The sequence below is a fragment of the Streptomyces sp. DSM 40750 genome (assembly GCF_024612035.1).
Classification (GTDB): Bacteria; Actinomycetota; Actinomycetes; order Streptomycetales; family Streptomycetaceae; genus Streptomyces.
In genome coordinates this window covers 3,802,610-3,827,016 of the sequence record NZ_CP102513.1, presented here as the reverse complement: position 1 = coordinate 3,827,016, position 24,407 = coordinate 3,802,610, and the positions used below count along the sequence as shown (strand labels likewise).

At 70.6% G+C, this 24,407-nt stretch carries 20 protein-coding genes and 1 pseudogene; 10 read left to right on the top strand and 11 right to left on the bottom strand.

The annotated features are described in order from the left end of the window. Positions 1 to 148: 148 nt before the first annotated feature. The 7 genes from JIX55_RS17145 (at position 149) to JIX55_RS17115 (ending at position 9,907) form a co-directional block, all read left to right on the top strand. Positions 149 to 2,773, top strand: a complete 2,625-nt coding sequence (locus JIX55_RS17145; RefSeq protein ID WP_257564200.1) for a beta-glucosidase family protein — start codon at positions 149 to 151, stop codon at positions 2,771 to 2,773. 86 nt (positions 2,774 to 2,859) lie between these two features. After that, positions 2,860 to 4,155, top strand: coding sequence for an extracellular solute-binding protein (locus tag JIX55_RS17140; protein ID WP_257564199.1), 1,296 nt, complete (start codon positions 2,860 to 2,862; stop codon positions 4,153 to 4,155). A gap of 52 nt (positions 4,156 to 4,207) precedes the next feature. After that, positions 4,208 to 5,188, top strand: coding sequence for a carbohydrate ABC transporter permease (locus JIX55_RS17135; RefSeq protein ID WP_443046431.1), 981 nt, complete (start codon positions 4,208 to 4,210; stop codon positions 5,186 to 5,188). A 6-nt stretch (positions 5,189 to 5,194) separates the two neighbouring features. Beyond that, positions 5,195 to 6,085: a carbohydrate ABC transporter permease gene (locus JIX55_RS17130; RefSeq protein WP_257564197.1), complete on the top strand. Its 891-nt coding sequence runs from the start codon at positions 5,195 to 5,197 to the stop codon at positions 6,083 to 6,085. A 107-nt stretch (positions 6,086 to 6,192) separates the two neighbouring features. Next, the gene (locus JIX55_RS17125; RefSeq protein WP_257564196.1) at positions 6,193 to 8,442 is read left to right on the top strand and encodes a discoidin domain-containing protein; all 2,250 of its coding nucleotides are present in this window, start codon (positions 6,193 to 6,195) and stop codon (positions 8,440 to 8,442) included. 55 nt (positions 8,443 to 8,497) lie between these two features. Then, entirely contained in the window at positions 8,498 to 9,136 is a 639-nt protein-coding gene (locus JIX55_RS17120) for a tetratricopeptide repeat protein (protein ID WP_257564195.1), read from the top strand. 171 nt (positions 9,137 to 9,307) lie between these two features. Then, positions 9,308 to 9,907: a hypothetical protein gene (locus JIX55_RS17115; protein ID WP_257569357.1), complete on the top strand. Its 600-nt coding sequence runs from the start codon at positions 9,308 to 9,310 to the stop codon at positions 9,905 to 9,907. Positions 9,908 to 10,087: 180 nt separating this feature from the next. Here JIX55_RS17115 and JIX55_RS17110 read toward each other — a convergent pair whose 3' ends face one another. From JIX55_RS17110 to JIX55_RS17100, 3 genes are all read right to left on the bottom strand, one after another. Next, positions 10,088 to 10,648 carry a hypothetical protein gene (locus tag JIX55_RS17110; protein ID WP_257564194.1) on the bottom strand — a complete coding sequence of 187 codons (561 nt, stop codon included), beginning with the start codon at positions 10,646 to 10,648 and terminating at the stop codon, positions 10,088 to 10,090. A 544-nt stretch (positions 10,649 to 11,192) separates the two neighbouring features. After that, positions 11,193 to 11,930 carry a DUF1775 domain-containing protein gene (locus tag JIX55_RS17105; protein WP_257564193.1) on the bottom strand — a complete coding sequence of 246 codons (738 nt, stop codon included), beginning with the start codon at positions 11,928 to 11,930 and terminating at the stop codon, positions 11,193 to 11,195. 100 nt (positions 11,931 to 12,030) lie between these two features. Further along, positions 12,031 to 12,690 carry a hypothetical protein gene (locus JIX55_RS17100; RefSeq protein WP_257564192.1) on the bottom strand — a complete coding sequence of 220 codons (660 nt, stop codon included), beginning with the start codon at positions 12,688 to 12,690 and terminating at the stop codon, positions 12,031 to 12,033. Positions 12,691 to 12,946: 256 nt separating this feature from the next. Between JIX55_RS17100 and JIX55_RS17095 the strand changes: the two genes are divergently transcribed. From JIX55_RS17095 to JIX55_RS17085, 3 genes and pseudogenes are all read left to right on the top strand, one after another. Beyond that, positions 12,947 to 13,501 (top strand): hypothetical protein, encoded by a 555-nt coding sequence (locus JIX55_RS17095; RefSeq protein ID WP_257564191.1) that lies wholly within the window; start codon positions 12,947 to 12,949, stop codon positions 13,499 to 13,501. 233 nt (positions 13,502 to 13,734) lie between these two features. After that, entirely contained in the window at positions 13,735 to 14,427 is a 693-nt protein-coding gene (locus tag JIX55_RS17090) for a carbon-nitrogen hydrolase family protein (protein WP_257564190.1), read from the top strand. Between the two features lie 308 nt (positions 14,428 to 14,735). Beyond that, positions 14,736 to 15,092, top strand: a pseudogene (locus JIX55_RS17085) (helix-turn-helix transcriptional regulator); the annotation flags it as partial. Positions 15,093 to 15,097: 5 nt separating this feature from the next. Here the strand turns inward: JIX55_RS17085 and JIX55_RS17080 are convergent. The 8 genes from JIX55_RS17080 to JIX55_RS17045 form a co-directional block, all read right to left on the bottom strand. Next, the gene (locus JIX55_RS17080; RefSeq protein ID WP_257564189.1) at positions 15,098 to 16,318 is read right to left on the bottom strand and encodes an XdhC family protein; all 1,221 of its coding nucleotides are present in this window, start codon (positions 16,316 to 16,318) and stop codon (positions 15,098 to 15,100) included. 147 nt (positions 16,319 to 16,465) lie between these two features. Beyond that, positions 16,466 to 18,661, bottom strand: a complete 2,196-nt coding sequence (locus tag JIX55_RS17075) for a xanthine dehydrogenase family protein molybdopterin-binding subunit (RefSeq protein WP_257564188.1) — start codon at positions 18,659 to 18,661, stop codon at positions 16,466 to 16,468. After that, complete coding sequence (locus tag JIX55_RS17070; protein WP_257564187.1) at positions 18,658 to 19,638, bottom strand: FAD binding domain-containing protein; 981 nt, start codon at positions 19,636 to 19,638, stop codon at positions 18,658 to 18,660. Before JIX55_RS17070 ends, JIX55_RS17075 begins: the two co-directional genes overlap by 4 nt. Before the next feature lie 12 nt (positions 19,639 to 19,650). Further along, positions 19,651 to 20,289 (bottom strand): (2Fe-2S)-binding protein, encoded by a 639-nt coding sequence (locus JIX55_RS17065; protein ID WP_257564186.1) that lies wholly within the window; start codon positions 20,287 to 20,289, stop codon positions 19,651 to 19,653. 78 nt (positions 20,290 to 20,367) lie between these two features. Next, complete coding sequence (locus JIX55_RS17060; RefSeq protein ID WP_257564185.1) at positions 20,368 to 21,066, bottom strand: SDR family oxidoreductase; 699 nt, start codon at positions 21,064 to 21,066, stop codon at positions 20,368 to 20,370. A gap of 99 nt (positions 21,067 to 21,165) precedes the next feature. Further along, positions 21,166 to 21,726 carry a PaaI family thioesterase gene (locus tag JIX55_RS17055; protein ID WP_257564184.1) on the bottom strand — a complete coding sequence of 187 codons (561 nt, stop codon included), beginning with the start codon at positions 21,724 to 21,726 and terminating at the stop codon, positions 21,166 to 21,168. Then, positions 21,723 to 23,357, bottom strand: coding sequence for an MFS transporter (locus tag JIX55_RS17050; RefSeq protein ID WP_257564183.1), 1,635 nt, complete (start codon positions 23,355 to 23,357; stop codon positions 21,723 to 21,725). Before JIX55_RS17050 ends, JIX55_RS17055 begins: the two co-directional genes overlap by 4 nt. Positions 23,358 to 23,516: 159 nt before the next feature. Next, positions 23,517 to 24,350: an enoyl-CoA hydratase/isomerase family protein gene (locus tag JIX55_RS17045; RefSeq protein ID WP_257564182.1), complete on the bottom strand. Its 834-nt coding sequence runs from the start codon at positions 24,348 to 24,350 to the stop codon at positions 23,517 to 23,519. Positions 24,351 to 24,407 lie beyond the last annotated feature (57 nt).

The following is a 24,407-nucleotide window of genomic DNA, read 5'->3' as shown; positions in this document are numbered from 1 at the left end:
GAGTCTACGGGGCTGTCGATCAGTGGTCACGTTCACATCAAACCGGGGAAAGAACTTACGCACAAGTACTTACTAAGTACTTAGTAAGTGTGCTTTCCTGCTCCCGTTCCGCCCGCTTCGTGCCGCGCCGCGGCCTGGAAGGACGAGCATGAGCCGCCCTGCCCTCCCTGATGACACCGAGCTGTCCGACCGCATCCGGACCCTGGACCTGGAGTCCAAGGTGCGGCTGTTGACGGGCGCGAGCCTGTGGAGACTCCCGGCCGAGCCCCGCCTCGGTCTTTCGGCGGTGACGATGTCGGACGGCCCGCAGGGAGTGCGCGGGACCGGTGACGACCCTGCCGAAACCGGTCTGCTGGCCCCGGCGCCGAGCGCGCTCGCGGCCACCTGGAACACCGAACTCGCCGAGCGGCTGGGGAACCTGTTCGCGACGGCGGCGCGCCGCAAGGGCGTCGACGTCGTCCTGGGCCCGGTGGTGAACCTGCAGCGCACCCCGGTCGCCGGACGGCACTTCGAGTACTTCTCCGAGGACCCGCTGCTCACCGGCACCCTGGCCGCCGCCCTCGTACGCGGTCTGCAGAACCGGGGCGTGAGCGCGTGCCTGAAGCACTTCGTGGCCAACGACTCCGAGACCGACCGCACCCGCTACCGCTCCCGGCTGGACGAACGGACCCTGCGCGAGGTCTACCTGGCCCCGTTCGAGCAGGTCCTCGCCGAGGCCGAGCCCTGGAGCGTGATGGCCGCCTACTCCGGTGTCGACGACGGCATCGAGTCGGCGCCGATGACCGAGAACGCGCGGCTGCTGCGCGAGGTGCTGAAGGAGGAGTGGGGTTTCGCCGGGCCCGTCGTCAGCGACTGGGCCGCCACCGGCTCGACCGTGGCCTCGGCGGTCGGCGGCCTCGACCTGGCGATGCCCGGACCCGAGCCCCTGTGGGGCGAGCCTCTCGCGGAGGCCGTGCGCGCGGGCGAGGTGGACGAGCGGCTCATCGACGACAAGGTGCTCCGGCTGCTGCGCCTGGCCGCGCACACCGGCCGACTGGGCGAGCCCGGACAGAACCCGGTACCGTCCGCCGCCCCGGCGGGCCCCACGGAGGAGGAGTTCCGACTCCTGCGCGAGGTCGCGGCCCGGGGGATGGTGCTGCTCCGCAACCAGGGCGACCTGCTGCCCTTGGCACCGGGCGGCAGCCGCGCGGCTCTGCCCGTGCCCCCGCCGGAGGACCTCCGCCATGAGCCACACCTGCCGCGGCCCGCGCCGGACGGCATCCGCAGCGTCGCGCTGATCGGCCCCAACGCCGTGACTCCGTACCTCCAGGGCGGCGGCAGCGCCTTCGTCCCGGCGGTGCGCACGGTGTCGTTCGAGGACGGGCTGCGCGCCGCGCTCCCCGAGGACGTGCGCCTGTCCGTGCACCGGGGCGGCGACTCCCGCCTGCGCCCGCCGTACCTGACAGACGCGCGGCTCACCGACCCCGGCACCGGCACCGCCGGTGTGCGCGCCCACCACCTCGACGCCGACGGCAACCAGGTCGGCGGCCGGATACGCCCCTCCGGAGACTGGAGCGGGTACAGCGACTTCGGCCCGGAGACGCACCGCGTCGTGCTGCGCACCGTACTGACCCTCACCGAGCCGGGCACGCACCGCCTGGAGATCGGGTGCGTGGGCCGCTACGGGGTGACCGTGGACGGCGAGGAGGTCCTCGCCGGGGACGACGACCGGGGCGTGGAGCTGATCCTCGACTCCACGCACAACAACCCGACCCTGCGGGGCATCGACCTGGAGGTGGGCCCGCAGCCGCGCCGCATCGCCCTCGACGTCGACCTCACCGTGGTCGAGCCCGGCGGCTACGACCGCTTCGTCACCGCCCAGCTGCGCCACGCCCCGCCCGGGTCCACACCGTACGAGGAGATTGCCGAGGCCGCGGCCGCCGCTCAGGCCGCCGATGTGGCCGTCGTCGTGGTGGGCACCAACGAGGAGGTCGAGTCCGAGGGCTGGGACCGCACCGCGCTCGACCTGCCCGGCCACCAGAACGACCTGGTCCGCAAGGTGCTCGCCGCCAACCCGCGCACGATCGTGGTCGTCAACGCCGGCGCCCCCGTGCTGCTGCCCTGGGCCGACGAGGCCCCCGCCCTGCTCTGGGCGTGGCTGCCGGGCCAGGAGGCCGGGCACGCCCTCGCCGACGTACTGCTGGGCCGCGTCGAGCCGTCCGGCCGGCTGCCCTGGACGCTGCCCGCCCGCGCGGAGGACGTCCCCGTACCCGACGCCGTGCCCCGCGACGGCGTCGTGGACTACGGCGAAGGCGTCCACATCGGCCACCGGGCCTGGGACAAGGGCGGTCTCTCCCCGGCCTTCCCGTTCGGCCACGGACTCGGCTGGACCCGATGGGCGTACGAGTCCGTGGCCGTCTCACAGTCGTCCGTCTCCACCGATCTGCCCAGCCCCGCGGGTGGAGACGGGCTCAACCTGACCGTGGAACTGACCAACACCGGGCCCCGGGCCGGTGGCGAGGTCGTCCAGGTCTATGTGGAGCCGCCGCGGGACGGCGTCGACCGGCCGGTGCGCCTGCTCGCCGGCTTCGCGACCGTCCAGGCGGCAGCGGGTGCCCGTACCACCGCCGACCTGCACGTGCCCACTCGCGCCTTCCAGGTCTGGGACGCCGGCACGGGCGGTTGGCGCACCCCGTCCGGCCGCTACCGGCTGCACGTCGGACGCTCCAGCCGTGATCTGCGCCTCACGGCCGAGGTGACCGTCGACGCCGGTCGGTTCCACGCCGCACGCTGACCCGCCCGGCTTCACCAGGCACCACCAGCCACCCCTTGATCTCGCCACCCCCTCACCTCACCTGTTCGACCGCAAGGAGCCGCACGATGAGAACCACCCGTCACACCCCCAGAACCGTCCAGATGGCCTGCGCCACCGTCGTGGCCGCCCTGCTGGCCACCGGCTGCGGCCGGAGCGACGACTCCACGACCGCCGACGCCCCTACGAAGATCAGCAGCGGCAAGGCCAAGGGCAAGCTGGTCATGTGGTCCATGGGCGACAAGGCCGACAAGGACCTGGAGAGCCTGGCGAAGAAGTTCGAGCGGCAGAACCCGGATGTGTCGGTCCAGATCACCGCCGTGCCGTGGGACGCGGCGCACGAGAAGCTCACCACCTCGATCGCCGGCGGCAACACCCCCGACCTGTCGTTGATCGGCTCCACGTGGATGGCCGAGATGGCCTCCATGGACGGCTTCCAGGCCACCCCGGCCTCGTTCAAGTCGTCCGCGTTCTTCCCCGGCCAGTGGGACACCACGAAGTACAAGGACACCCCCTACGGCGTCCCGTTCACGGCCGACACCTCGGTGATCTACTACCGCACCGACATCACCACGAAGGCCGGCATCGAGGGCGCCCCCGCCGCCGACTGGGACGGTTACCTCAAGGACCTCAAGGCCATCCAGGCCACCGCGGGCAAGGAGAACCCCAAGCTGCGCCACGCCACCCAGTTGCAGACCGGCTTCAACTCCTGGCTGTTCTGGCTGCCCTTGGTGTGGCAGCAGGGCGGTGACATCTACGACGCCGGGACCAAGAAGTTCACCTTCGACTCGCCCGAGGTCACCACGGCTCTGGAGACCTACAGCGACATCTTCGAGGACGGCCTGTCGCCGAACGACAAGACCGACTCCGGCCAGAACTTCCAGAACGGGCTGATCGGCACCGTGCAGCAGGGCGCCAGCACCGGCGGCAACCTCCACCTGAACGCCCCCGAGCTGGACAGCAAGTGGAAGACCATGCCCCTGCCGCAGGGCGAGCAGGCCGCCGGCCTGGCCGGCGGCAGCGACCTGGCGGTCTTCAAGGACGCCAAGAACGCGGACGCGGCGTGGAAGTTCGTCCAGTTCCTCACCGACGCCAAGAACCTCGCCGAGTACGCGGATGCCACCGGCAACCTCCCCGCCGTCGTCCAGTCCTGGTCGGAGGGAGAGCTGAGCCAGAACGAGGAGATGGATGCCTTCGAAGCACAGCTGAAGGTCACCCAGGCCCCGCCGGCCATCACGACCTGGCAGCAGATCGCCGACGCCGTCGACAGCGAACTGGAGAAGCTCGCCTACGGCAAGGCCACCGTCGCCGAGACGCAGAAGACCCTGCAGTCCAAGGCCACCAGCATCGGCACCGGCCGCTGAACCGCCGCCGCGCGCGTATCCCTCGTACGGCGCGTATCCCTCGTACGGACGGATGACAACCATGCCCACAGGCACCATCGCCGGGCAGGGCAGCAAGGAACGCGACGCCGCCGGCCCGCAGCCGGCGGCCCGCCGCAACTCCGCGCCACGGCGCACCGCGCGCGGCCGCCAGACCCGCGCCGCGTGGACCCTCGCCGCCCCGTTCCTCGCCCTGTTCCTCGCCTTCATGCTGCTGCCGGTCGTCTGGTCGATGCTGATGAGCCTGACCGACACCAAGAGCGCCGACCTGCGCACCCCGCTGAGCGTGTCGTTCACCGGCTTCGACAACTACGTACGGCTCTTCCAGGACCCGCAGTTCTTCACGGCCCTGCAGAACACCGCCGTGTTCGTCCTGGTCGGCCTGCCCCTGACCCTGGCCGCCGGGCTCGCCGCGGCGGTCGCCCTCGACCGCGGCATCCGCCGCTTCCGCGCCGTCTTCCGGGTCGGCTTCTACCTGCCGGTGATCACCAGCGTCGTGGCCGTCGCCGTGGTCTGGAAGACCCTGCTCGAACCCCACACGGGCCTGGTGAACACCGTCCTGGGCTGGTTCGGGATAGACGGGCCGGCCTGGCTGGCCGACACCCGCTTCGCCCTGCCCGTCATGATCATCATGGCCGTGTGGCGCAACCTCGGCACCGTCATGATCATCATGCTCGCCGGACTGCAGTCCGTCCCCCAGTCCCTGATGGAAGCGGCCGAACTCGACGGCGCCGGAGCCTGGCAGCGGTTCTGGCGCGTCACCTTCCCCCTCCTGCGCCCCGCCCTGCTGCTCACCGCCGTCACCACCGGCATCGGCTACCTGCAGTTCTTCGACGAACCGTTCGTCATGACCGACGGCGGACCGCTGGACTCCACCCTGTCGGCCACGCTGTACGCCTACAAACAGTTCGGCAACGGCAACTACGACATGGCATCGGCGGCCGGCTACGTCGTCTTCGCCCTGATCATCGCTCTCACCGTGCTGCAGTTCCGCGTGCTGCGGGACAAGGACTGATGCCCCATGACCACCCCAGTCACCTCCGCCCCCACGCCGTCCTCGGCCGTTGACACGGTCCTGCGGCGCCGCCGCATCCGCCGGGAGTGGGGCCGGCCCTGGCTCTACCTGCCGCTCACCGGCCTGCTGCTGCTCATGGTCACGCCGTTCCTGTGGATGCTGTCCGGGTCGCTCAAGCCCGAGGCCGACATCCGCAAGATCCCGCCGGACCTGATCCCCACCCGCCCCACGCTCGCCAACTACCGGGAACTGCTCGGCACGTTGGACTTCACGAGCATGTTCGCCAACTCCGTGCTCGTGGCCCTCGCCGTCACCGCCGGGAACCTGCTCTTCTGCTCCATGCTCGGATACGCCCTGGCCAAGCTGGAGTTCCGCGGACAGCGCGCCGTGTTCACCCTGGTCATCGCGACCCTCATGGTCCCCGGCCTGGTCACCTTCGTACCGCTGTACGTGCTGGTGTCCAACATGCGGCTGACCGGCTCCCTGCTCGGGCTGATCCTGCCGTTCCTGGCCACCCCGTTCGGGGTGTTCCTGATGCGGCAGTTCATCTCCACCCTGCCCGACGAACTCATCGACGCCGCCCGCGTCGACGGCTGCAGCGAACTGGCCATCTTCTGGAAGATCATCCTGCCGCTGACCCGACCGGCCCTCGCCACCCTCGGGATCATCACCTTCCTCGGCTCCTGGAACAACTTCCTGTGGCCCCTGGTCGTGGCCCAGAACGAGAGCCAGTACACCCTCCCCGTAGGCCTCGCCCTGGCCAGCAGCGGACAGGACTTCACCCGCTTCGGCATCCTCCTCGCCGGCGCCGTCGTCGTCCTGCTCCCCGTGACCGTCGTCTTCCTCCTCTTCCAGCGCCACTTCGTCGCCGGCATCGCCACCACCGGCCTGAAGTGACCCCAGCTCCGGCGCCCTTACCCGGCCCCCACGCGCCGGTTTCACACCACCCACGTCATGCACGCGAGCCGCCGTGCACAGCCGTCATGCCCGCAAGGAGCCACACCATGAGAACCATCGCCCGGCAACGGCGCCGGACCGCCCTGGCAGCCGCCGCGACCCTGCTCGCCACGCTCCCCGTCCTACCGGCAGCCGCCCCCGCCTCGGCCGACGCCGCACCCGGCAAGGCGTCGGTCTGGCTCACCGACCTGTCCACCGACACCCACCTGGCCAAGCAGCCCTCCGTGACCTGGAAGACGGGACCGGCACCGTCCGGCTCGACCATCACCGTGGACACCACCCGCGCGTACCAGCCGATGACCGGCTTCGGTGCCTCGTTCACCGACTCCTCCGCCTGGCTGGTCGGCACCAAGCTCGACAGGACACAGCGCGCCGCGCTGATGCGCGACCTCTTCAGCCGCCGCGACGGCATCGGCCTGAACGTCCTGCGCCAGCCCATGGGCGCCACCGACTTCACCGTGAGCGGCAACTACTCCTACGACGACCTGCCCGCCGGCCGGACCGACCCCGAGCTGACGCACTTCACCGTCGACCACGACCGCGCGTACACCATCCCCCTGCTGAAGCAGGCCCGCGCGCTCAACCCGCAGCTGGCCGTCATGGCCACCCCCTGGAGCCCGCCGGGCTGGATGAAGACCGGCGACTCGATGATCGGCGGCCGGCTGAAGGCGGACGCCTACCAGCCCTACGCCGACTACTTCGCGAAGTTCCTCAAGGCGTACGCGGCGGCCGGTGTCCCGGTCCGCTACGTCACCCCGCAGAACGAGCCGCTGCACGAACCGTCGACCTACCCGGGCATGTACCTGCCCGCCGACCAGCAGAAGACCTTCATCACCGACCACCTCGGCCCGACCCTGAGGAAGCAGGGCCTGTCCACCGGCATCCTGGGCTACGACCACAACTGGGACGTCACCAGCTACCCCGAGTCGCTGTACGCCGACCCGGCCACGGCCCGGAACGTCGCCGGTACGGCCTGGCACTGCTACGCCGGCGCCGAGTTCGTCCTGAACCAGACCGCCGTCCACAACGACTACCCCAACAAGTCGGCCTTCCAGACCGAGTGCTCCGGCGGCAACTGGGAGAGCGACGCCTTCGCCGGCGTGATGGACAACGTCATCAACGGCCCCCGGAACTGGGCCCGGAGCATCGTCCGCTGGAACATCGCCCTGGACGCCGACGGCGGCCCCAGGAACAACGGATGCCAAGGCTGCCGCCCGGTGGTGACCGTCTCCCAGAACGCCGACGGCACATGGTCGTACACCCCGACGGCCGACTACTGGGGTCTCGCCCAGGCCAGCAAGTTCGTCCGGCCCGGCGCCCACCGGGTCGCCTCCAGCACGCTCGGCAAGGGCAGCGTCGAGGACGTCGCCTTCACCAACCCCGACGGCTCCACCGCCCTGGTCACCCACAACTCCGGCACCACCGACCGCACCTTCACCGTCCGCTGGGGCCAGCGCCACTTCACCTACACCCTGGCGGCGGGAGCGGCCGCGACCTTCACCTGGACCGGCACCCAGAGCGGCAGCACCGCCCCGGCCGCCATCGGCTCCGTCGACATCCCCTTCCGCAACCCCGACGGCAGCCAGGCCCTGATCACCTACGACAGCAGGCTCGTCGCCCAGCAGCCCCAGGTCCGCGTCGGCGACCAGTGGCTCGGCTACTCCCTCCCCACCGGCGCCTCCCTCACCCCGTCCACGGGTGAAGCGCCCCTGTCCCGCGAGGGCTGGCAGGCATCGGCCTCCGCGAGCAGCTCGGACGACCCGCCCACCAGGGCCATCGACGGCGACGCCGCCACCCGCTGGAGCTCCGGTCACGGCATGCGGTCCGGCGACTGGTTCCAGGTCGACCTCGGCTCGACCCGGACCTTCGACCAGCTCGTCCTGGACACGAGCGCGTCGTCCGGTGACTTCGCCCGCCAGTACGAGGTGTACGTCTCCGACGACGGCACGAGCTGGGGCGAGCCGATCGCGACCGGGCCGGGCAGCACCGTGACCCGGGTCCTGCTGCCCTCCACCACCGCCCGCTACATCCGCGTGGTCAACAAGTCCGACTCCGGCAGCTGGTGGTCCATCCACGACGTCTCCGTTTTCGCCGCCGAGGGCAACGCAACCTCGAACCCCGAGGCGACCACGGGCGTTCAGCGCAAGAACGCTCAACTGCCCGACGGCACCCACCTGTCGGTGACGTACAACTCCGGCAGCCGCACGGCCACGTTCGACGTCCCGTGGGGCGATACGACATACCGCTACCGACTGCCCGCCGGCGCCACCGCGACCTTCACCACGCAGCCCTCCTGAAGCACGACCAGAACGCCTTCCCCAGCCGCGGGCCCCGCACGGTGAAGCAAGCCGTGTGGGGCCCATCCCGCCGCACGAATCGACGGACGAGCCCCGCCGCCGAACCTTCGGAAGCGGAGCCTCTGCGCGCTGGAAGGGGAATCCGGAAGTCGCCGTTGCTGCGCAGGGCACGGAGTTTCAGGACACCTACTGGCTCGGCCAGGCGCAGCTCGCACTCGGCCGTCATGCGGAGGCTGAGGAGTCGTTCACCGAGCTGACCGCGTATGCCCGGGACGTCGGGTCATCGGGCGCCTTCTGCACGGCCCACGCCTGGGGCTGTCTCCACCTGGCCCGAGGTGAGTACGCCGACGCGCGCCGCCGTCTCCTCGAAGGCGTCGAGGTCGCGCGTGCACTCCATGACCCCATGTTCGAGACCCGTGTTCTCATCGACCTGCTCGATCCCCGCCTGTACGACCGCCGTGATCTGCGCGTCGAGATCGGCCAGGGGGAGCACGTGGTCGAGGTGGCCCGGGATATCGACTACCCGTACCTGCTCGCGGGTGTGCTGGAAAGGCTCGCACGGCTGCGGGCCGCGGCGGGAGACGACACCGCCGCGAGGCACCTGGCCGACGAGGCGGCGGCCGTTCCTTGTGGGGCAAACGACCGGCACACTCAGCGACCGGGTCGGGTTACTGTCCCCGTCGTACAGGGCTGACACCGGCCGTGGCGGGCGCGCATGAAGACGCTCTGGCATGTCCGGCTGTGTGGTCGGTCATTTCTCGAAGCCATCGACTGTTCCAAGCTGCCGTATCGGACAGCTCTCGTTACCAGTGAGGTAGTAGTAGTGCACAAGGGACGTATCGTGTTCGCGGCTGCTCTGGCCACCATGGGGTTCGGGCTTTCGGCCTGCTCCGGCGACGAGGGAGAGCCGGTGGCGCAGGATTCGCCGGCGGCGTCAGCCCCGGCCTCGTCCGCGCCGAGCAGCGAGAGCCCGACTGCCGACAGCGGCGACGACAGTGCCGCGCCGGCCGAGGGTGACGTCACCGCGCCGGGCACGGAACTCAAGGTCGGCGCCAGGGCTGTCCTGCCCTTCGAGTACACGAGCGAGAAGAAGGGCACCATCGCCGTAACCGTCACGGCGATCGAGAAGGGCACCGAGGCCGACATGGCCGCCTTCGGTGAGAAGGCGAAGGGAATGACGCCCTACTTCATCAAGATGAAGGTGGAGAACGTCGGCGGCACCGACCTGGCCTACGCGTCGCTGAAGCTGGACGGTGTGCTGGAAGGTGGCGCCGGGACGGGCGTCGTACTGATCGGTGACCTCCCGGGCAAGTGCGACCGCGAGAGCGCGCCCACCGAGTTCACCACCAAGGGTGCGTCGTACGAGACCTGCGCGCTCAGCGCCACGAAGAGCTCGCCCATCGTCGGCGCCTCGTTCGACGAGGGCGACGCGTACCGCGACAGCCCGGTCGTCTGGACCAACTGAGAATCGGCGCCGGCCTGTACCTCGCCGGCCCGACCGCTGCAGCCGGGCGGCCGGTTGACCGGACACCCGCTCGTCGTGCGGCAGCGGCGGGGGTGTCCACGATGGCGGCAACTGGCGCGGACGGCACGCAGCTTGGGTACGGCTTCAGTACGACCCGCATCCTGCCGACAGGCCTGCTGCTCACCCGCAGCTCGGCGCCTCGGGGGCGTCCTCGGCATGTCGTGTCAGCGCACAGACCGTGTCCAGAGCGATCTTCCAGGTGTCGTCCTGGAGGACCGCGGCTCCCGGGCCGCCGGTGTCCAGTCGGCGGCCGTCGCGGGTGAGCGTGTAGGTGATGGTGGCGTCCCCGGACGTAATGAACGACACCGAGGCCACGGTGGCGCGCAGGCGGCTCCCGAGCGGGTCCCGGAAGAGGTTGTCGATCATCAGGGAGTTCTGCTCACCGCTCTCGACGACCTCGCTCCGCTCCTCCAGGGAGGACTCGGGGTCGAAGAAGACCCGCCAGGCTTCCCTGATCTCCTGCTCGGCCTCCTCCGGGTCCTCCGGCGCCGTACCGGTCGGAGTCGGGGATACCGAGAGCGACGGGGACCCGCTGGCCGGCGGCGAGCCGGACGAGCCGGAGGCGGATGGCCGTGTCGTCTCGGGTGAGCCCCCGTCACCGCCGCTGTCGCAGGCACCCGTGAGGGCGAGGGCAGCGGCGGCGACCACCGCCGAGGCCACGCGTGCTGTCGCAGAGGTCATGGAACTCCACCTTCAAGGACGGCGTGTGGCAGGGCTACCCGAATCAGACGGATTCATCCCGGGCGGATCCGTACGCGCTCAGGAGTGGTGGGCGCCCCGTCAAGGGGTAGGAACCCACCTGGACGCGAGGTGAGGGGGACGAGATGAACAGGATTCTTCGCCGGACAGCCGAGGTGGCCGTGGTGGTGGCCTCTGCCGTGGTGTTGCTGGTTCTGGCGACCTGGGGCGTGAGAAATCTCTGATTTCGACCGGTTGTAGCCGGTGAACAGCGCACCCGCACCCAGGTGACGTCCGGACCGCACTGGGCATGGCCTTCTGACGGTGCGCACCGGAGAACCCGGTGTGCACCTTCCGCTCTGTGCTGACGCTCTGGTCCGCCTGCCGCGCTGGTGGCGGCCGTCGGCACCGGCGGCCACTCCGCGGGAATGGCGGTCACTCCGCGGGAATGGCCGCCGTCCTGCGGGAGTCCTTCGCGGACCGAGGGCTCCTTCACCCGCGGAGGAAGGAGCCCTGCGATCAGGCGATCAGTGCGATCGGCGAAGGGTCATTCCTGGGTTCCGCCCCGGCGGCGTACGGCGAAGATCACGGCAGCGATCGCGACGAGGACGGCCGCCACGATGCCGATCCAGGCGCCGGCGGACAGCCCGCCCTCGTCCTCCTTCTCGGAGTCGGCCGCCTGGGGGGTGGGCGAGTCGGCCGTCTCCTCGGCGGTCGGTGTGGGCGTGGCGGTCGGGGACGGGCTCGCCGACTCGGTGGGGGAGGGGCTGACCGGCTTGGCGCCCGGTGCGGCGGCCTTGAGTTCGAGGACCGGAGCCTCGCTTCCGTGTCCTTCGGCGTCGGCCTCGCCCAGTTCGATCCAGCGGTCGATCTTGCCGTCGCTGTAGGTCTGGAGCGTCTTGAAGGCCAGCTCCTTGGCGTCGGGCAGCTGCCGGACGACGACCGAGTACTCGGCGTCCGCGCCGACCTTCACGGCCGGGCCCTTGACGGTGTAGCCGTCCTTGGTGGTGGTGAACTCCCAGCCCTTGGGGCCCTCGCCGTACTCCACGTCGGTGGGTGCGATGCCCTCGGGCAGGACCACGCGGAGTTCGGTGATGCCGGCGGTGCCGGACTCCGACTCGGCACTGAAGTCGAGTTCGACGTTCTCGGCGAGGGCCTGGGCGTTGTCGGACTCGACCTCGACGTGGGCGGCGGCCGGGACGGCGGTAAGCAGGACGGCGGTGGCCGCGACGGCGGTCGCGACGGTCAGGCGCCGCACGGTGCGCGGCAGGGCGATGCGGGACATGGGTGTCTCCAGGCATGAGGGATGGCAGGGGAGAGCGGTTCGTTCGCGTGCCGCCAGACGGTGAGACCGTCGGGAGGGGCGAACCGACTCCCCGGCGGGGTCAGTTGACGAGAACTGCCCACGTCGAAGGGGGACCGCGCCGCACCACCGCATGGGCGAGAGCCGGGGCCATTGGCGCGGGTGGCTCGCCCTCCACCGGCAGCACAAGCGTCAGCCCGAGTCCTTCGGGTTTTCGTGGCCGCCCCGCGATCACGGTCCAGGCCGCGGTGAGGGTGGCCCGTACCGTGTCGACGGTCGCCGTCGCGCCTCGGGCCAGGGCCACGGCCCAACAGGCCGCGTCCGCTTGATGCAGCAGGAGGGCGACGAACACGGCCACGAGCGCGTGGGCCACCGTCATGGCCAAGGAGTCGTGCAGCCGCTCGTGCCAGGCCGCGTGGACGCTGTGGGCCTGCCCGTGCTGATGACCTGAGGCCTCGGCTGTCGCGTGCGGGGTGCGCGCGGTGAACGACAGCCACAGATGCAGTCCGGACTGGGCTACGACGCTGCTGGTCATGACCGTTGCCGGCTGGCGGGGACGGCGCGTGCCGACCAGCCCCAGGCCGAAGAGCGCGGCGGCCGCGACCGAGCACGGTGCCCACGGCACAGGCCCCTGAGCGAGCAGATGGTGGGCGCTCACGCCCACCACGGTGCCGACGACGGAGAACACCGCGGCCCTCAGGACGGGCAGCGGCGCTCGGTGGGTGGTGATCGGCTGGTGCATGGCCCGCTCATCATGGAACATCACCCGACCGGTTGGCAGGCCGCTCCGGGAATGTGGCCCGTGCCTCGTTGGTCACAGCCGACTCCCTGGCTGTGTGCGAACTCCCTCTTGTTTCCCTGGTCGGGAAGCTCAAGGTGGAGTTCGTAGACCCCGGAGGTCGATATTGGTGGGGTCGCCTGTTCAACTGTCGCCAGTTCCCCGTGGAACCCGCCCTGCCGGTGACTGTGTGTGGTCGCCAGGGTGAATAATCCCCCGCATGGACCAAGGACTTGCGGCGCTGTTCGGCGCAACGGTAGGCGTTCTCGGCACGGTTGCGGCGTCGGCGATCTCCAGTGGGGCGACTCGGCGGCAGTTGGAGGGACAAGCCAAGGCCGAGCACTTTCAGTGGCGCAGGCAACTGCGGCGAGACGCGTACAGCGCCTTCCTGGCCCCTGCCAACGAGTTGCGCAGCGTTCTGAAGATGGCTGCACGAGCGCTGATAGGCGATGCCCCAGATGTGGCGGAGGCTGATCGGCGGCTCCAGATCGCGCAAGATCAGTTGGTTCGAGTGCAAGCAGCTTGGGCCGCCCTCGCAGTCGAGGGACCCGACTCAGTGGAGCAGGCCGCCCACAGCGTCCACCTGGGGCTCCACTCGATGCACACAACTCTTCTCGCCTGGCGCGACTCCTCGGGTGCCCCAAATCGCAACGTCAACTTCGTTGAGCGTCACGCCGTCGAGGTGACCATGGTCTCCGAGCGCCTCGGCAGCTTCACGTCGGCGGCGCGGGCCGCCTTGGACGACGCGGACCTTCCGTCCAGCAGGCGCAGCTGAGGGGTCGGCGCAGGCCACGGCAGACTACGGGTGGGCTCGCGTATTCAACTGTCGTGTATTGGTCCGGTGTCAGCCTTGAACAGTGACTTTGGGTGACGAGGTCGGGGAGCGTTGCGTGCGGCCAAGCGGTGATGTGCTGGTGGAAGACGGCAGGCTTCTGCGGCAGGTGCGCAACGGCTCGCTGTGTGGCGGCTCTGTAGGGTGATCGCGCGATTCGGTGAGGGGAGTTCGGGGTGGAGCAGCCGTTGAACATCGCGGTGGCGCAGCCGAGGTGCATCGCTTTCGACGTGACGTCCAACGCGGTGGCCCACGCGGAGGCCGTTCGGGCGGCGGAGGCGCGGGTGGTGGTCTTCCCCGAGATGTCGCTGACGGGATACGAGCTGGACGCGGAGCCGGTCGTTCCGGACGACGAACGGCTGGCTCCGATCGTCGCCGCGTGCGCCGAGACCGGGTCGCTTGCCCTGGTCGGCGCGCCTGTGCAGGGTCCGCGCATCGGCATCCTGGTTGTGGAGGGAAACGGCGCGCGCGTGGCTTATGGGAAGGTGTACCTCCACGGCAGCGAGGCCGCCCGCTTTGTGCCTGGGGAGCCGGCCGTGATCGTAGTGGACGGGTGGCGGCTGGGGCTCGCCGTCTGCCGTGACACGGGTATTCCTGAGCACGCCGCGAAGACGGCCGCGCTGGGCATCGATGGGTACGTGGCTGGGGTTGTCCACGCCGATCACGAGGCTGAGGTCCACGGCGAGCGCGCCCGCCGGGTCGCGGCCGACCACGGTGTGTGGGTCGCCATGGCGGCCTTCGCGGGTCCGACCGGTGGCGGCTTCGACCGCACGTCCGGCCGTTCGGGCATCTGGTCCGCCGACGGGGAACTGGTCGCGGAGGCGAGTGCCGCCCCCGATGAGATTGCGCGAGCGGTTTTCGTCAAGTGATTCCGACTCGGAGCGTGGGAGCCGCGACTGGCAGATGACAGAGGGAGCTTGCGCTCAACTGTCGTGTGCTGTCAGTGCTGTTGGTCGTGGGAGCTCCCCGGCGGAGGCGATCGGCCCCTTCAGGCTCTGCGGCAACACTGTCGCGGCCGGCACCTGCGACGGCGGACTCGGCAGCCCGGACCGCGGTGGGGTGGTTTCGTTCAACGACGTCATCGATCCTGCTGGATCGTCATCAGGCGCAAGAGAGCCGTGGCCGCCCGGCATGGACACGGCCCCCTCCGCATCTCGGGGCAACCTCAAGGTGGGGAGCGGCCACCGGCTGGGCCGCGGCACTCGCCGATCCGGCCGTCGCCTCCGCCCTGCACGCCATCCACGACCAACCCGCCCACCCCTGGACGGTAGAAGAACTCGGCGCCGGGGCCGGCCTGTCACGGGCGGCCTTCGCACGCCGATTCAGCACGACCGTGGGCCAACCGCCCCTGACATACCTGACCTGGTGGCGCATGACCCTCGCCGGCCGGCTGCTCGCCGCCACCGACGCGCCACTCCGCGCCATCGCCCAACACAGCGGCTACTCATCGGAATTCACCTTCGTCAGAGCCTTCACCCGGGAACACGGGACACCGCCCGGCCGATACCGCAAGGCCGCAGCACCTGGAGTCTGACGGCTTCATACAGGCCGAACCGCAGTACCGGCGCGACCGCCTGCTGCCGTCGGGCGCGGTGTAGCTGTGGATGCGGATCGGGCCCTAGCCGGCTTTGAAGGCGCTGGGCTCGCAGGGCCGGAGCGGTGGATGGGTCCGGTGCCGTGGGACAGGGGCAGGCCGGGGGCCCGGTGGCTGTGGGCGATGATCTCCGCGGTGATGGATATGGCCGTCTCCTCGGGGGTGTGGGCGCCGAGGTCGAGGCCGATCGGGGAGTTGAGGCGGGCGAGTTGTGCTGTCGTGACGCCGGCCTCGCGTAGCCGCTGGTCGCGGTCCTCGTGGGTGCGGCGGGAGCCCATCGCGCCGATGTATCCGACGGGGAGACTCAGCGCCAGGCTCAGGAGGGGGATGTCGAATTTGGCGTCGTGGGTGAGGACGCAGAGTGCCGTGCGGGCGTCTACCTCGGTGGCTGCGAGGTAGCGGTGGGGCCAGTCGACGACGACTTCGTCGGCGTGCGGGAAGCGGGCGGCGGTGGCGAAGACCGGGCGGGCGTCGCAGACGGTGACGCGGTAGCCGAGGAAGTTCCCGGCCTGGCTCAGGGCGGCGGCGTAGTCGACGGCGCCGAAGATCAGCATGCGGGGCGGTGCGGCGTGGGTGTGGACGAGGACCGAGAGTTTGACGGGGCAGGTGTCGGGGTCTCCGCCGACGTCGATCCTGGCGCTGCGTCCCGCTCTCAGCAGGGCGCGGGCCTGTGCCACGACCGCCCGGTCCTCGTTCTCGCTGCCCAGGGTGCCGCCGTACGCGCTGCCGTCGCCGAGGAGGGTGAGGGTGCGGCCGAGGAGTTCGTCGGGGCCGTCGACGATCTGGGCCACGGCGGAGGGTCTGCCCCGTACTGCTTCGTCCAGGGCGGTGGTCAGGTGGGGCTGGGCTGCCGGTTCGATGCGTTGGACCAGGACGTCGATCTCGCCGCCGCAGGTCAGGCCGACGGCGAAGGCGTCGTCGTCGGAGTAGCCGAACCGGGCGCGTGACGGGCCGCCACCGTCCTGGAGCATCTGTTGGCACTGGTCGTAGACGGCTCCTTCCACGCAGCCGCCCGAGACGCTGCCGACCACCTCGCCGTCGATGTCCACGGCGAGTGACGTGCCCGGCGGCAGGGGTGCGCTGCCGCTGACTTGGACGACGGTGGCGAGGGCGAAGGGGCGGGCCTCGCGGCACCAGGCGTGCAGCGTGTCGGCGATGTTCAGCATGGACGGGGCTCCGTAAGGGACGGTGTTGGGCGGGCCCGCCGCAGTGTCGGCGCGGGAGAGGTGACACTGCGGCGGCCCTGGTGTCCGGCGGTGGGCCGCTCACCTGCCGCCGGACGGTCGGAGGGGTGCCCAGGGGCACCCTGGTGTTCAGAGCAGGGCTTCCGCGGTGATGGGCAGTTCGCGGACGCGGCGGCCGGTGGCGTGGAAGACGGCGTTGGCGATGGCGGGTGCCACGCCGACCTGGACGATCTCGCCCAGGCCCTTGACGCCGATGGGGTCGGCCTCGCGGTCGTCGCCGTCGAGGTAGATGGCCTTCAGGTCGGGGACGTCGGCGTTGACGGGGACGAGGTAGTTGGCGAGGTCGGCGTTGACGATGCGGCCGTCGCGGTGGTCGGTGACCGTGTGTTCAAGCAGGGCCTGGCCGATGCCGCCGACCATGCCGCCGAGGGCCTGGCTGTCGGCGAGTTTGGGGCTGATGACGCGGCCCGCGTCGTAGACGCCGAGCATGCGCCGGACCCGGACCAGACCCAGGCAGTCGTCGACGGCGACCTCGGCGAAGACCGCGCCGTAGGCGAACAGGGAGTGCCGTTCCGGTCCTGTGGGCCGGGTGAAGGAGCCCATCGCTTCGAGGTGGGTACGTTTGTTGCGGGTCAGGAGTTGCCGGTAGGTCTCGCCGCGTGTGGGGTTGTGCTTCACGTGCAGTCGGCCGGCGCGGACCACGATGGTGTCGGGGTCGACGCCGTGCAGCGGCGACTTTTCGTCCTCGACGGCGAGCTTGATGGCTTGCTTCCGCAGCTTGTCGCAGCCGTCCTGGACGGCCGATCCGACGCTGGCCATGGTCCAGGAGCCGCCGTGCGGCGGGGCGGGCGGCATGAGGGAGTCGCCGAGACGGAACGTCACCTTGCCCATCGTCAGGCCGAGGGCGTCCGCGGCGAGTTGTGTGTTGGAGGTGTAGGTGCCCGGGCCCATGTCGCTGGCCGCGGACTGGACCAGCGCGGTACCGTCGGCGTTCAGCCTGACCGACGCCTGGGCGTCGTTGCGGGCGGTGTCGTAGACGCCGGTGGCCATGCCGATGCCGATCAGCCAGTCGCCGTCCCGGGTGGAGCGCGGTTTCGGGTTGCGGCGGTTCCATCCGAACTCGCGGGCGCCGACGGTGTAGCACTCGCGCAGCTTGCGGGTGGAGAACGGCAGGCCGCTGGACTCGTCCGCCTCGGGTTCGTTGCGCAGGCGCAGCTCGATCGGGTCGATGCCCAGCTCGTGGGCGAGTTCGTCCATCGCCGACTCGATGGCGTACGAGGCGGTGGTGTATCCCGGGCCGCGCATGAACAACGGGGTGTGCACGTCCAGCGGTACCGTCCGGTACTCCTGGCTCACGTTGGGCATGCTGTACAGCATCTGCCCCGGGATCAGCACGGACTCCATGAACGTCTCGTAGCTCGACGTCTCGGCGCGCACGTCGTGAGCCATCGCGGTCAGGCGGCCGCGCCGGTCGCTGCCCAGGTGCACCCCGTATGCGTACGTGGGCCGGAAGCCCGTTCCGAAGTACAGCTGTTTGCGGGTCAGGGCGAGTTTGACGGGACGCTTCGTCTCGCGGGCGGCGAGCGCCGCGATGGTGACGTGCGGCCAGGCCCGGAGCCCGCTGCCGAAGCCGCCGCCGACGAACGGCGAGATGACGCGCACCGACTCCGGCGCGACCCCGAACACCACGGCGAGTTCTATCTGGGTGCCGAACACCCACTGGGTCTTGTCCCACACGGTGAGCTTGTCGCCGTCCCAGCGGGCGGTGGTGGCGTGCGGCTCCATCGCGTTGTGGTTGTTGCGGGCGAGGTGGTAGGTCATCTCCATGCGTACGGCGGCCGAGTCCAGCGCCTTTGCCGCGTCGCCCCGCGCGTACTTCTGGGGCTCGCCTGCCGGTGCGTCGGCCATGTCGGTCGACGGCTGCTCGGCGTAGTAGGTCACCTTCACCAGACTGGCGCCGTGCTGGGCGGCCTCCAGTGTGGTGGCCACGACGACGGCGACCGGCTGACCGTGGAAGAGGACCTTGTCGTCCTGGAAGACGTGCAGCCGCTCGCCGGGCGGAGCGACGGGGAGCGGGTTGCGCTGGTAGGGCAGTGTGGGCGCGTTGAGGTGGCTGATCACCTTCAGGACGCCGGAGTGGGCGAGGGCGGCGCGGGTGTCGATGCCGGTGATGCGGCCCCGGCCGATGCCGCTGTCGACGACGACCGCGTGCACGGCTCCGTCGATGTCGTGGTCGACGGCGTACTTCGCCTGGCCGGTGACCTTCAGCCGGCCGTCCACCCGGGAGAGCGGGGCGCCGACAGCTGCCTGCGGCTGCGGACTCATGCGGTGCCTCCTACGATGCGCAGCTGCCGCTCGACGGTGCGTTTCAGGAGCTCGGGCTTGAAACGGTTGTGCTCCAACGGGCGGGCTCCCTCCGCCGCTCGCTCCGCAGCGGCCGTCCACAGGGCTTTCGTGGGGCGCTCGCCGATCAGGTGCCGCTCCACGGCGGGCAGCTTCCACGGCACGGTGCCCACACCACCGGCGGCCACCTTCGCCTCCCGGATCACCCCGCCGCGGATGTGCAGGGCGACGGCCGCGGAGGTGAGGGCGAACTCGTAGGACTGGCGGTCGCGGACCTTCAGGTAGCCCGACTTCAGCGGACGTGGAAAGGCCGGGATCTCCACCGCCGTGATCAACTCACCCTTGCGGAGTGCCTGTTCACGGTTCGGAGTACTGCCGGGTCGCAGCAGGAAGTCCGCGAAGGCGACACTGCGCTCCCCGTCCGGGCCCAGCAGGTGCACCCTCGCCTCCAGCGCGGCGAAGGCCACGGCGACGTCGGAGGGGTGCGTGGCCACGCAGTCGTCGGAGGTGCCGAGGATCGCGTGGGTGCGGTTGAAGCCTTCGAGCGCCGCGCACCCGCTGGCGGGCTCGCGCTTGTTGCAGGCGGCCGTCACGTCGCGGAAGTACGTGCACCGGGTGCGCTGCATGATGTTGCCGCCGATGGTGGCCATGTTCCGCAACTGGGCCGACGCGCTCAGCTCCAGCGCCTCGGAGACGACCGGGTAGGTGGTGCGGACCTTGGGGTGGGCGGCGGCCTCGGCCATCCGGACCAGGGCGCCGATGCGCAGGCCCCCGCGCTCGGTGACCGTGACCTTGCGCAGAGGCAGCGCGCTGATGTCCACCAGCGTCTCGGGGCGTTCGACGGTCTCGCGCATCAGGTCGACCAGGGTGGTGCCGCCGGCTATGTAGCGCCCGCCGCGCTGCCCGGCCGCGAGTGCGCTCCGGGTGTCTGCGGCCTTCGTGAAGGAGAAGGGATACATGGTGGCCGGGCCTCACTTCCCGCGGGCGGTCTGCTCGACCGCCCGCACGATCTTCACGTAGCAGCCGCAGCGGCAGATGTTGCCGCTCATCCACTCCCGGATCTCCTCGGCGGAGTCCGTGTGGCCCTCCTCGATGCAGCCGACGCCGGACATGATCTGACCCGGCGTGCAGAACCCGCACTGGAAGGCGTCCTGGTCGACGAACGCCTGTTGTAGCGGGTGCAGTTGGTCGCCGTCGGCCAGGCCCTCGATGGTGGTGACCTCGGCGCCGTCCAGGCGCACCGCCAGCGTCAGGCAGGAGTTGACCCGCCGTCCGTCGACCAGGACCGTGCAGGCCCCGCAGGCACCGGCGTTGCAGCCCTTCTTCGTGCCGGGCAGGCCGAGCTGTTCACGCACCAGGTCCAGCAGCGAGGTCCGGTTGTCGATCACGGCGATGCGCCGCTCACCGTTCACGGTCAGCGAGACACGACCGCTGGGTGGAGCTTCGGAGGCGGACGCCTCCTCGGCACCGGACAGAGAGGCACCCGCAGCCAGGCCGCCCGCCATTACGGCGCCACCGACGGCGGTCGTCGTGGCGATGAACGTTCGTCGGGACGGGGGCGACGGCTGCCCTTCGGAGGGTGGGCGGTACTCGGGAAGTTCGGTGGACATGGCCACTCTCTTCGTTCGGCGACGGTCTGGGCGGAGGGATCGGTGGTCTCACTCATCGGCGTGCGGGTCGGCTGTCGGTCAGGGCAGCCGCGGGTACAGCGCGGCGACGCCTCCGGCCAACCCGCCCTGCACCTGGCGGCTGATGTCGTCGACGACGATCTCGTAGGCGCCGTCGGCGAGGCCGTCGGCGGCGAGGCGGGCGACATCGGCGGGGGCGGTCTTGGGCCCGTCGAGCTCCCGGGACATGTCGGTGTCCATGCCGCCGACGTGCAGTCCGGCCACCCGGATGCCCTGGTCGGCGAGCTGGACGCGCAGGGCGTTGGTGAGCGACCACTGGGCGGACTTGGCGGCGCAGTAGGCGCCGAGATCCGGGAAGGTGAACCAGGACAGGACGGACAGGACGTTCAGGATCGCGCCACCGCCGTTGGCCGCGATCTGCGGTGCGATGGCCCGGACCACCGAGAGGGTGCCGTAGAAGTTGGTGTCCATGTCTCGGCGGATGCCGTCCGGGTCGCCGGCGAGCAGGTTGCCGCCGACGGATATGCCGGCGTTGTTGATCAGGACGGTGACGTCACCCGTGGCCTTGGCGGCGGCCGCGATGGAGGCGGAGTCGGTGATGTCGAGCGCGATCGGCGTGGCACCGGGCAGGTCGACCTGGTCGGGGTTGCGGGCACCGGCGTAGACAGTCGCGCCGCGGCTGAGCAGTTCGGCGGTGAGTGCGCGGCCGAGGCCCCGGTTGGCTCCGGTGACGAGGACGGTGCTGGCGGAGAGGTCCATGAGAAAGCTCCTGATGCTTTGGTGCAGGTGATGAATGAGGGGACGGAGTACTGGTCGGATTGGGGCGGGTGCCGTGTCTGGCTGCCGGTCCGGGGGAGGTCAGGCGGTCGGGCCGGTGCCGTGGGCAGCGTGGTGACTGCTGCGAGCGGGCTGTCGGCCGTCGGCCGGGAAGATCAGGCAAGTGGTCGTGGCGTGGGCGAGCAGCCGACCGGCGAGGTCGGTGACGGTGGCGGTGGCATAGGCGGTACGGCGGCCGACATGGACAGCGGTGCCCTCGCAGCGGATGCGGCCGGTGTCGACGGTGACCGGCCGCAGGAAGGCGATGTTGAGGCCCTGCGTGGTGTAGCCGGTTCCGGCGGGGAGGCGGGTGAAGACGGAGGCGCCCAGGGCGTTGTCGGCGAGGGCCGCGAGGACGCCGCCGTGGACGGTGCCGAGCGCGTTGTAGTGCCATCCCGCGGGGGTCAGCTCGAAGACGGTGCGACCCGGTTCGACCTCGAGGGGCTCGATGGCGAGGGTGCCCATGGCCGGCGGGGTCGGGAGCGTTCCCTCGCCGATTCCCCGCAACACCTCCAGGCCGCCCATCTGCCCGATGGCCTCGGCGGTCGGGCGGGGATCCTGCCAGGTGTAGGCCCGGTGCTGGGGTGTGGGCTGCGTGCTCATGAGGTGATGGGAGTGGTCGTGGGGGCGGGCATGCGCGTTCCGTTCTGATGGGGGCGGTTGTGTACGGCGGTCAGGGCCACCACGGCGGCGGCGAGGAAGACGGCCGCGGTGACGGCCAGGCCTGCGTGTACGCCGGAGGCGAAGGCGTCCGCGATCGCCGCGCGCACCGCGCCGGCCGGCGCGGCGGTGCTGGTCGTTCCGGAGGCGACTGCTTGCTCGACGGGTGCGCGGGCGGCGGCGGGCACGCCGTGCGCGGCGAGTTGCCGGGGCAGGTCCGAGGTGACGCGGCCGGCGAGCAGCGAGCCGAGCAGCGCTGTGCCCATGACCGCGCCGACCTGCCGGGCGGTGTTGACGGCGCCGGAGGCCATGCCCGCGCGTTCAGGGGAGACGCTGACCAGCGCGGCGGCTGTGCTGGGCGCGATGACCAGGCCGGATGCGGCGCCGAACAGGGCGAACAGCGGCCAGACCCGGTGGTAGGGGGTGTCCTCGCCGACCGTGGTCAGGCCGAGAACGGCGAGGGCGCCGAGCAGCAGACCGACCGTCAGCGGTGCCTTGAAGCCGGTACGCCGGATCACTCTGCCGGTGAGGAAAGCCGAGACGACGTAGACGCCGAACAGGGGCAGCATGCGCCAGCTGGTGTCCAGGGCGGTCAGGTGCTGGACGTTGTTGTAGAACATCACCACGAGGACGGCCACGCCGGTGAAGCCGAACAGTGACACCGCGGCGATGACCATCACGGCACTGAACGAGCGTGAGGCGAACAGCCGGACGTCGAGCATCGGCGCCGCCACCCGCAGCTCCACGGCGACGAACACCACCGCGCCGACCGCGGCCGCGCCCCAGGCGGCGAGGACGGGACCGGCGGTGTACCCGTCCTGGCCGCCCTGGATCAGGGCGTAGACCAGACTCGCGATGGTGAGGGTGCCCAGCAGTGCGCCGGCCACGTCCAGGCGGCCGTCGGGGGCCAGGGACTCCGCGGCGAACGGGACCGCGACCAGCAGCGTGATCACACCCAGGACGGTGTTCGACACGAACACCGCGTGCCAGCTGAAGTGGTCGAGCAGGACACCGGCGAGCAGCGGGCCGACGGCCAGGCCGATGCCCGACGACGCCGCCCACACGGTGATCACCTCGGTCCGCCGCTGCGGATCGGTGAAGGCCGCGCCCAAGAGGGCCAGACTGTTGGGCAGGATGAGCGCGCCGCCGAGACCGGAGACCAGCTGCGCGACGATCACCGTGGCAGTGGTGTCGGCGGTCGCGGCCAGCACGCCTCCCGCGATCATGATCACCACGCCGACGCAGAACATCCGCTTGCGGCCCAGGAGATTGCCCAGCGTGCCGGCCGACAGCACCAGAGCGGCCACGACCAGCGTGTACGCGCTGGGAATCCAGATCAGCGCGCTCGGGCCGACGTGCAGATCGTCCTGGATCGCCGACAGTGCCGAGATCGTGGCGGTGACGAGCAGGAACGTCATCATCACGCCCAGGCACATCGCCATCAGCGTCAGAAGTTCCCCGCGTCGTAAGGCAGTTCCCCTGCCTGTTCCCGCCCGGTGGCCGCCCCTGCCGCCCGGCAGTCGGTCCGCAGCCGACGCGGAGGTGCCGGAGGAGGGGACATGGTCCCTGGTCATGGAGGTCCTTCCTCGTTTCGCGAGGATGTGCGGGAAGCGGATTCGGGACGCACTCGTCGGAGGTGCGCTGCGGGCGAGCACGAGTGACGTGCTGTCATCTGCGTGGTGCCGGGCCGCAGTTGCACCATGTGCGCGGCGTCTTCGTGAGCGGGCTGTGGGCTATGCCTGCTGGTTCGCGATGCCGAGGTAGTCGCCCAGGTTCCGCTCGATCTCCTCGACGCCGATCTCGGCGATGAGCTTGCCGAGTCGCGGGATGCGGGCCTGGAATCCCGTCCATGTGACCGACTCCGTGAAGTCCGCCCAGGACGCGCGCAGGTCTGCCACCGGCGGCAGGGTCGACCGGTTGATCTGTGCCTTGGCGCCGAGGACGGACGCCCTGTCGAAGGACGCGATGCGCGCTGCCACGCCGCCCACGAAGTCGTCGAGTTCGGCGTCGGGGACGGCCCGGGTCACCCATCCGTACTGCTCGGCGCGCTCGGCGTCGTAGTCGTGGCCGGTGAGGACCGCTTCGAGCGCGCGGTCCCGCCCCAGCAGTCGGGCGAGCCGGTCGCTGCCGCCACCGCCGGGGACGATGCCGATCGCGACCTCGGGCTGGCAGAAGACCGCTTCCTCACGGCTGGCATACCGCAGGTCGAAGGCCAGGGTGATCTCGTCCCCTCCGCCCCGCGTGCGCCCGCGGATGGAGGCGATGCTGATGAACGGGGCGTTGCTCAGGCGGGTGACGAGCTCGACCCACGTCGGGGTCCCGTCCGCGTTGTTCAGCGCCAGAAGGTCGGGCACCTGGGCGAGATCGGCGTGGTTGTAGAAGTATCCGGGCGTGCCGCTGTCGAAGACGACGACCTGAACCCGCCCGTCCTGGCTCAACTCGTCAACGATGTCGAGCAGTTGGACGACGGTGTCCGCGCCGACGACGTTCACCGGCGGATTCGAGAAGGTGACCTTGCGGATCTTCGGCGCCACGGTCTCGATCTTGAACATGCTGTGCTGAGTCATGCTGTGCTCCAGTGCTGAGGGGTGTGCGTGCGGGAAGAGGAAGGTGTGCGAGCGTCG

Coding starts and splice junctions, on each gene's coding strand:
- JIX55_RS17075 (WP_257564188.1), bottom strand. CDS start 18,661: ATGAGTCCGCAGCCGCAGGCAGCTGTCGGCGCCCCGCTCTCCCGGGTG.
- JIX55_RS17095 (WP_257564191.1), top strand. CDS start 12,947: ATGGACCAAGGACTTGCGGCGCTGTTCGGCGCAACGGTAGGCGTTCTC.
- JIX55_RS17105 (WP_257564193.1), bottom strand. CDS start 11,930: ATGTCCCGCATCGCCCTGCCGCGCACCGTGCGGCGCCTGACCGTCGCG.
- JIX55_RS17145 (WP_257564200.1), top strand. CDS start 149: ATGAGCCGCCCTGCCCTCCCTGATGACACCGAGCTGTCCGACCGCATC.
- JIX55_RS17050 (WP_257564183.1), bottom strand. CDS start 23,357: ATGACCAGGGACCATGTCCCCTCCTCCGGCACCTCCGCGTCGGCTGCG.
- JIX55_RS17055 (WP_257564184.1), bottom strand. CDS start 21,726: ATGAGCACGCAGCCCACACCCCAGCACCGGGCCTACACCTGGCAGGAT.
- JIX55_RS17140 (WP_257564199.1), top strand. CDS start 2,860: ATGAGAACCACCCGTCACACCCCCAGAACCGTCCAGATGGCCTGCGCC.
- JIX55_RS17125 (WP_257564196.1), top strand. CDS start 6,193: ATGAGAACCATCGCCCGGCAACGGCGCCGGACCGCCCTGGCAGCCGCC.
- JIX55_RS17135 (WP_443046431.1), top strand. CDS start 4,208: ATGACAACCATGCCCACAGGCACCATCGCCGGGCAGGGCAGCAAGGAA.
- JIX55_RS17070 (WP_257564187.1), bottom strand. CDS start 19,638: ATGTATCCCTTCTCCTTCACGAAGGCCGCAGACACCCGGAGCGCACTC.
- JIX55_RS17110 (WP_257564194.1), bottom strand. CDS start 10,648: ATGACCTCTGCGACAGCACGCGTGGCCTCGGCGGTGGTCGCCGCCGCT.
- JIX55_RS17060 (WP_257564185.1), bottom strand. CDS start 21,066: ATGGACCTCTCCGCCAGCACCGTCCTCGTCACCGGAGCCAACCGGGGC.
- JIX55_RS17080 (WP_257564189.1), bottom strand. CDS start 16,318: ATGCTGAACATCGCCGACACGCTGCACGCCTGGTGCCGCGAGGCCCGC.
- JIX55_RS17100 (WP_257564192.1), bottom strand. CDS start 12,690: ATGCACCAGCCGATCACCACCCACCGAGCGCCGCTGCCCGTCCTGAGG.
- JIX55_RS17115 (WP_257569357.1), top strand. CDS start 9,308: ATGGGGTTCGGGCTTTCGGCCTGCTCCGGCGACGAGGGAGAGCCGGTG.
- JIX55_RS17065 (WP_257564186.1), bottom strand. CDS start 20,289: ATGTCCACCGAACTTCCCGAGTACCGCCCACCCTCCGAAGGGCAGCCG.
- JIX55_RS17045 (WP_257564182.1), bottom strand. CDS start 24,350: ATGACTCAGCACAGCATGTTCAAGATCGAGACCGTGGCGCCGAAGATC.
- JIX55_RS17130 (WP_257564197.1), top strand. CDS start 5,195: ATGACCACCCCAGTCACCTCCGCCCCCACGCCGTCCTCGGCCGTTGAC.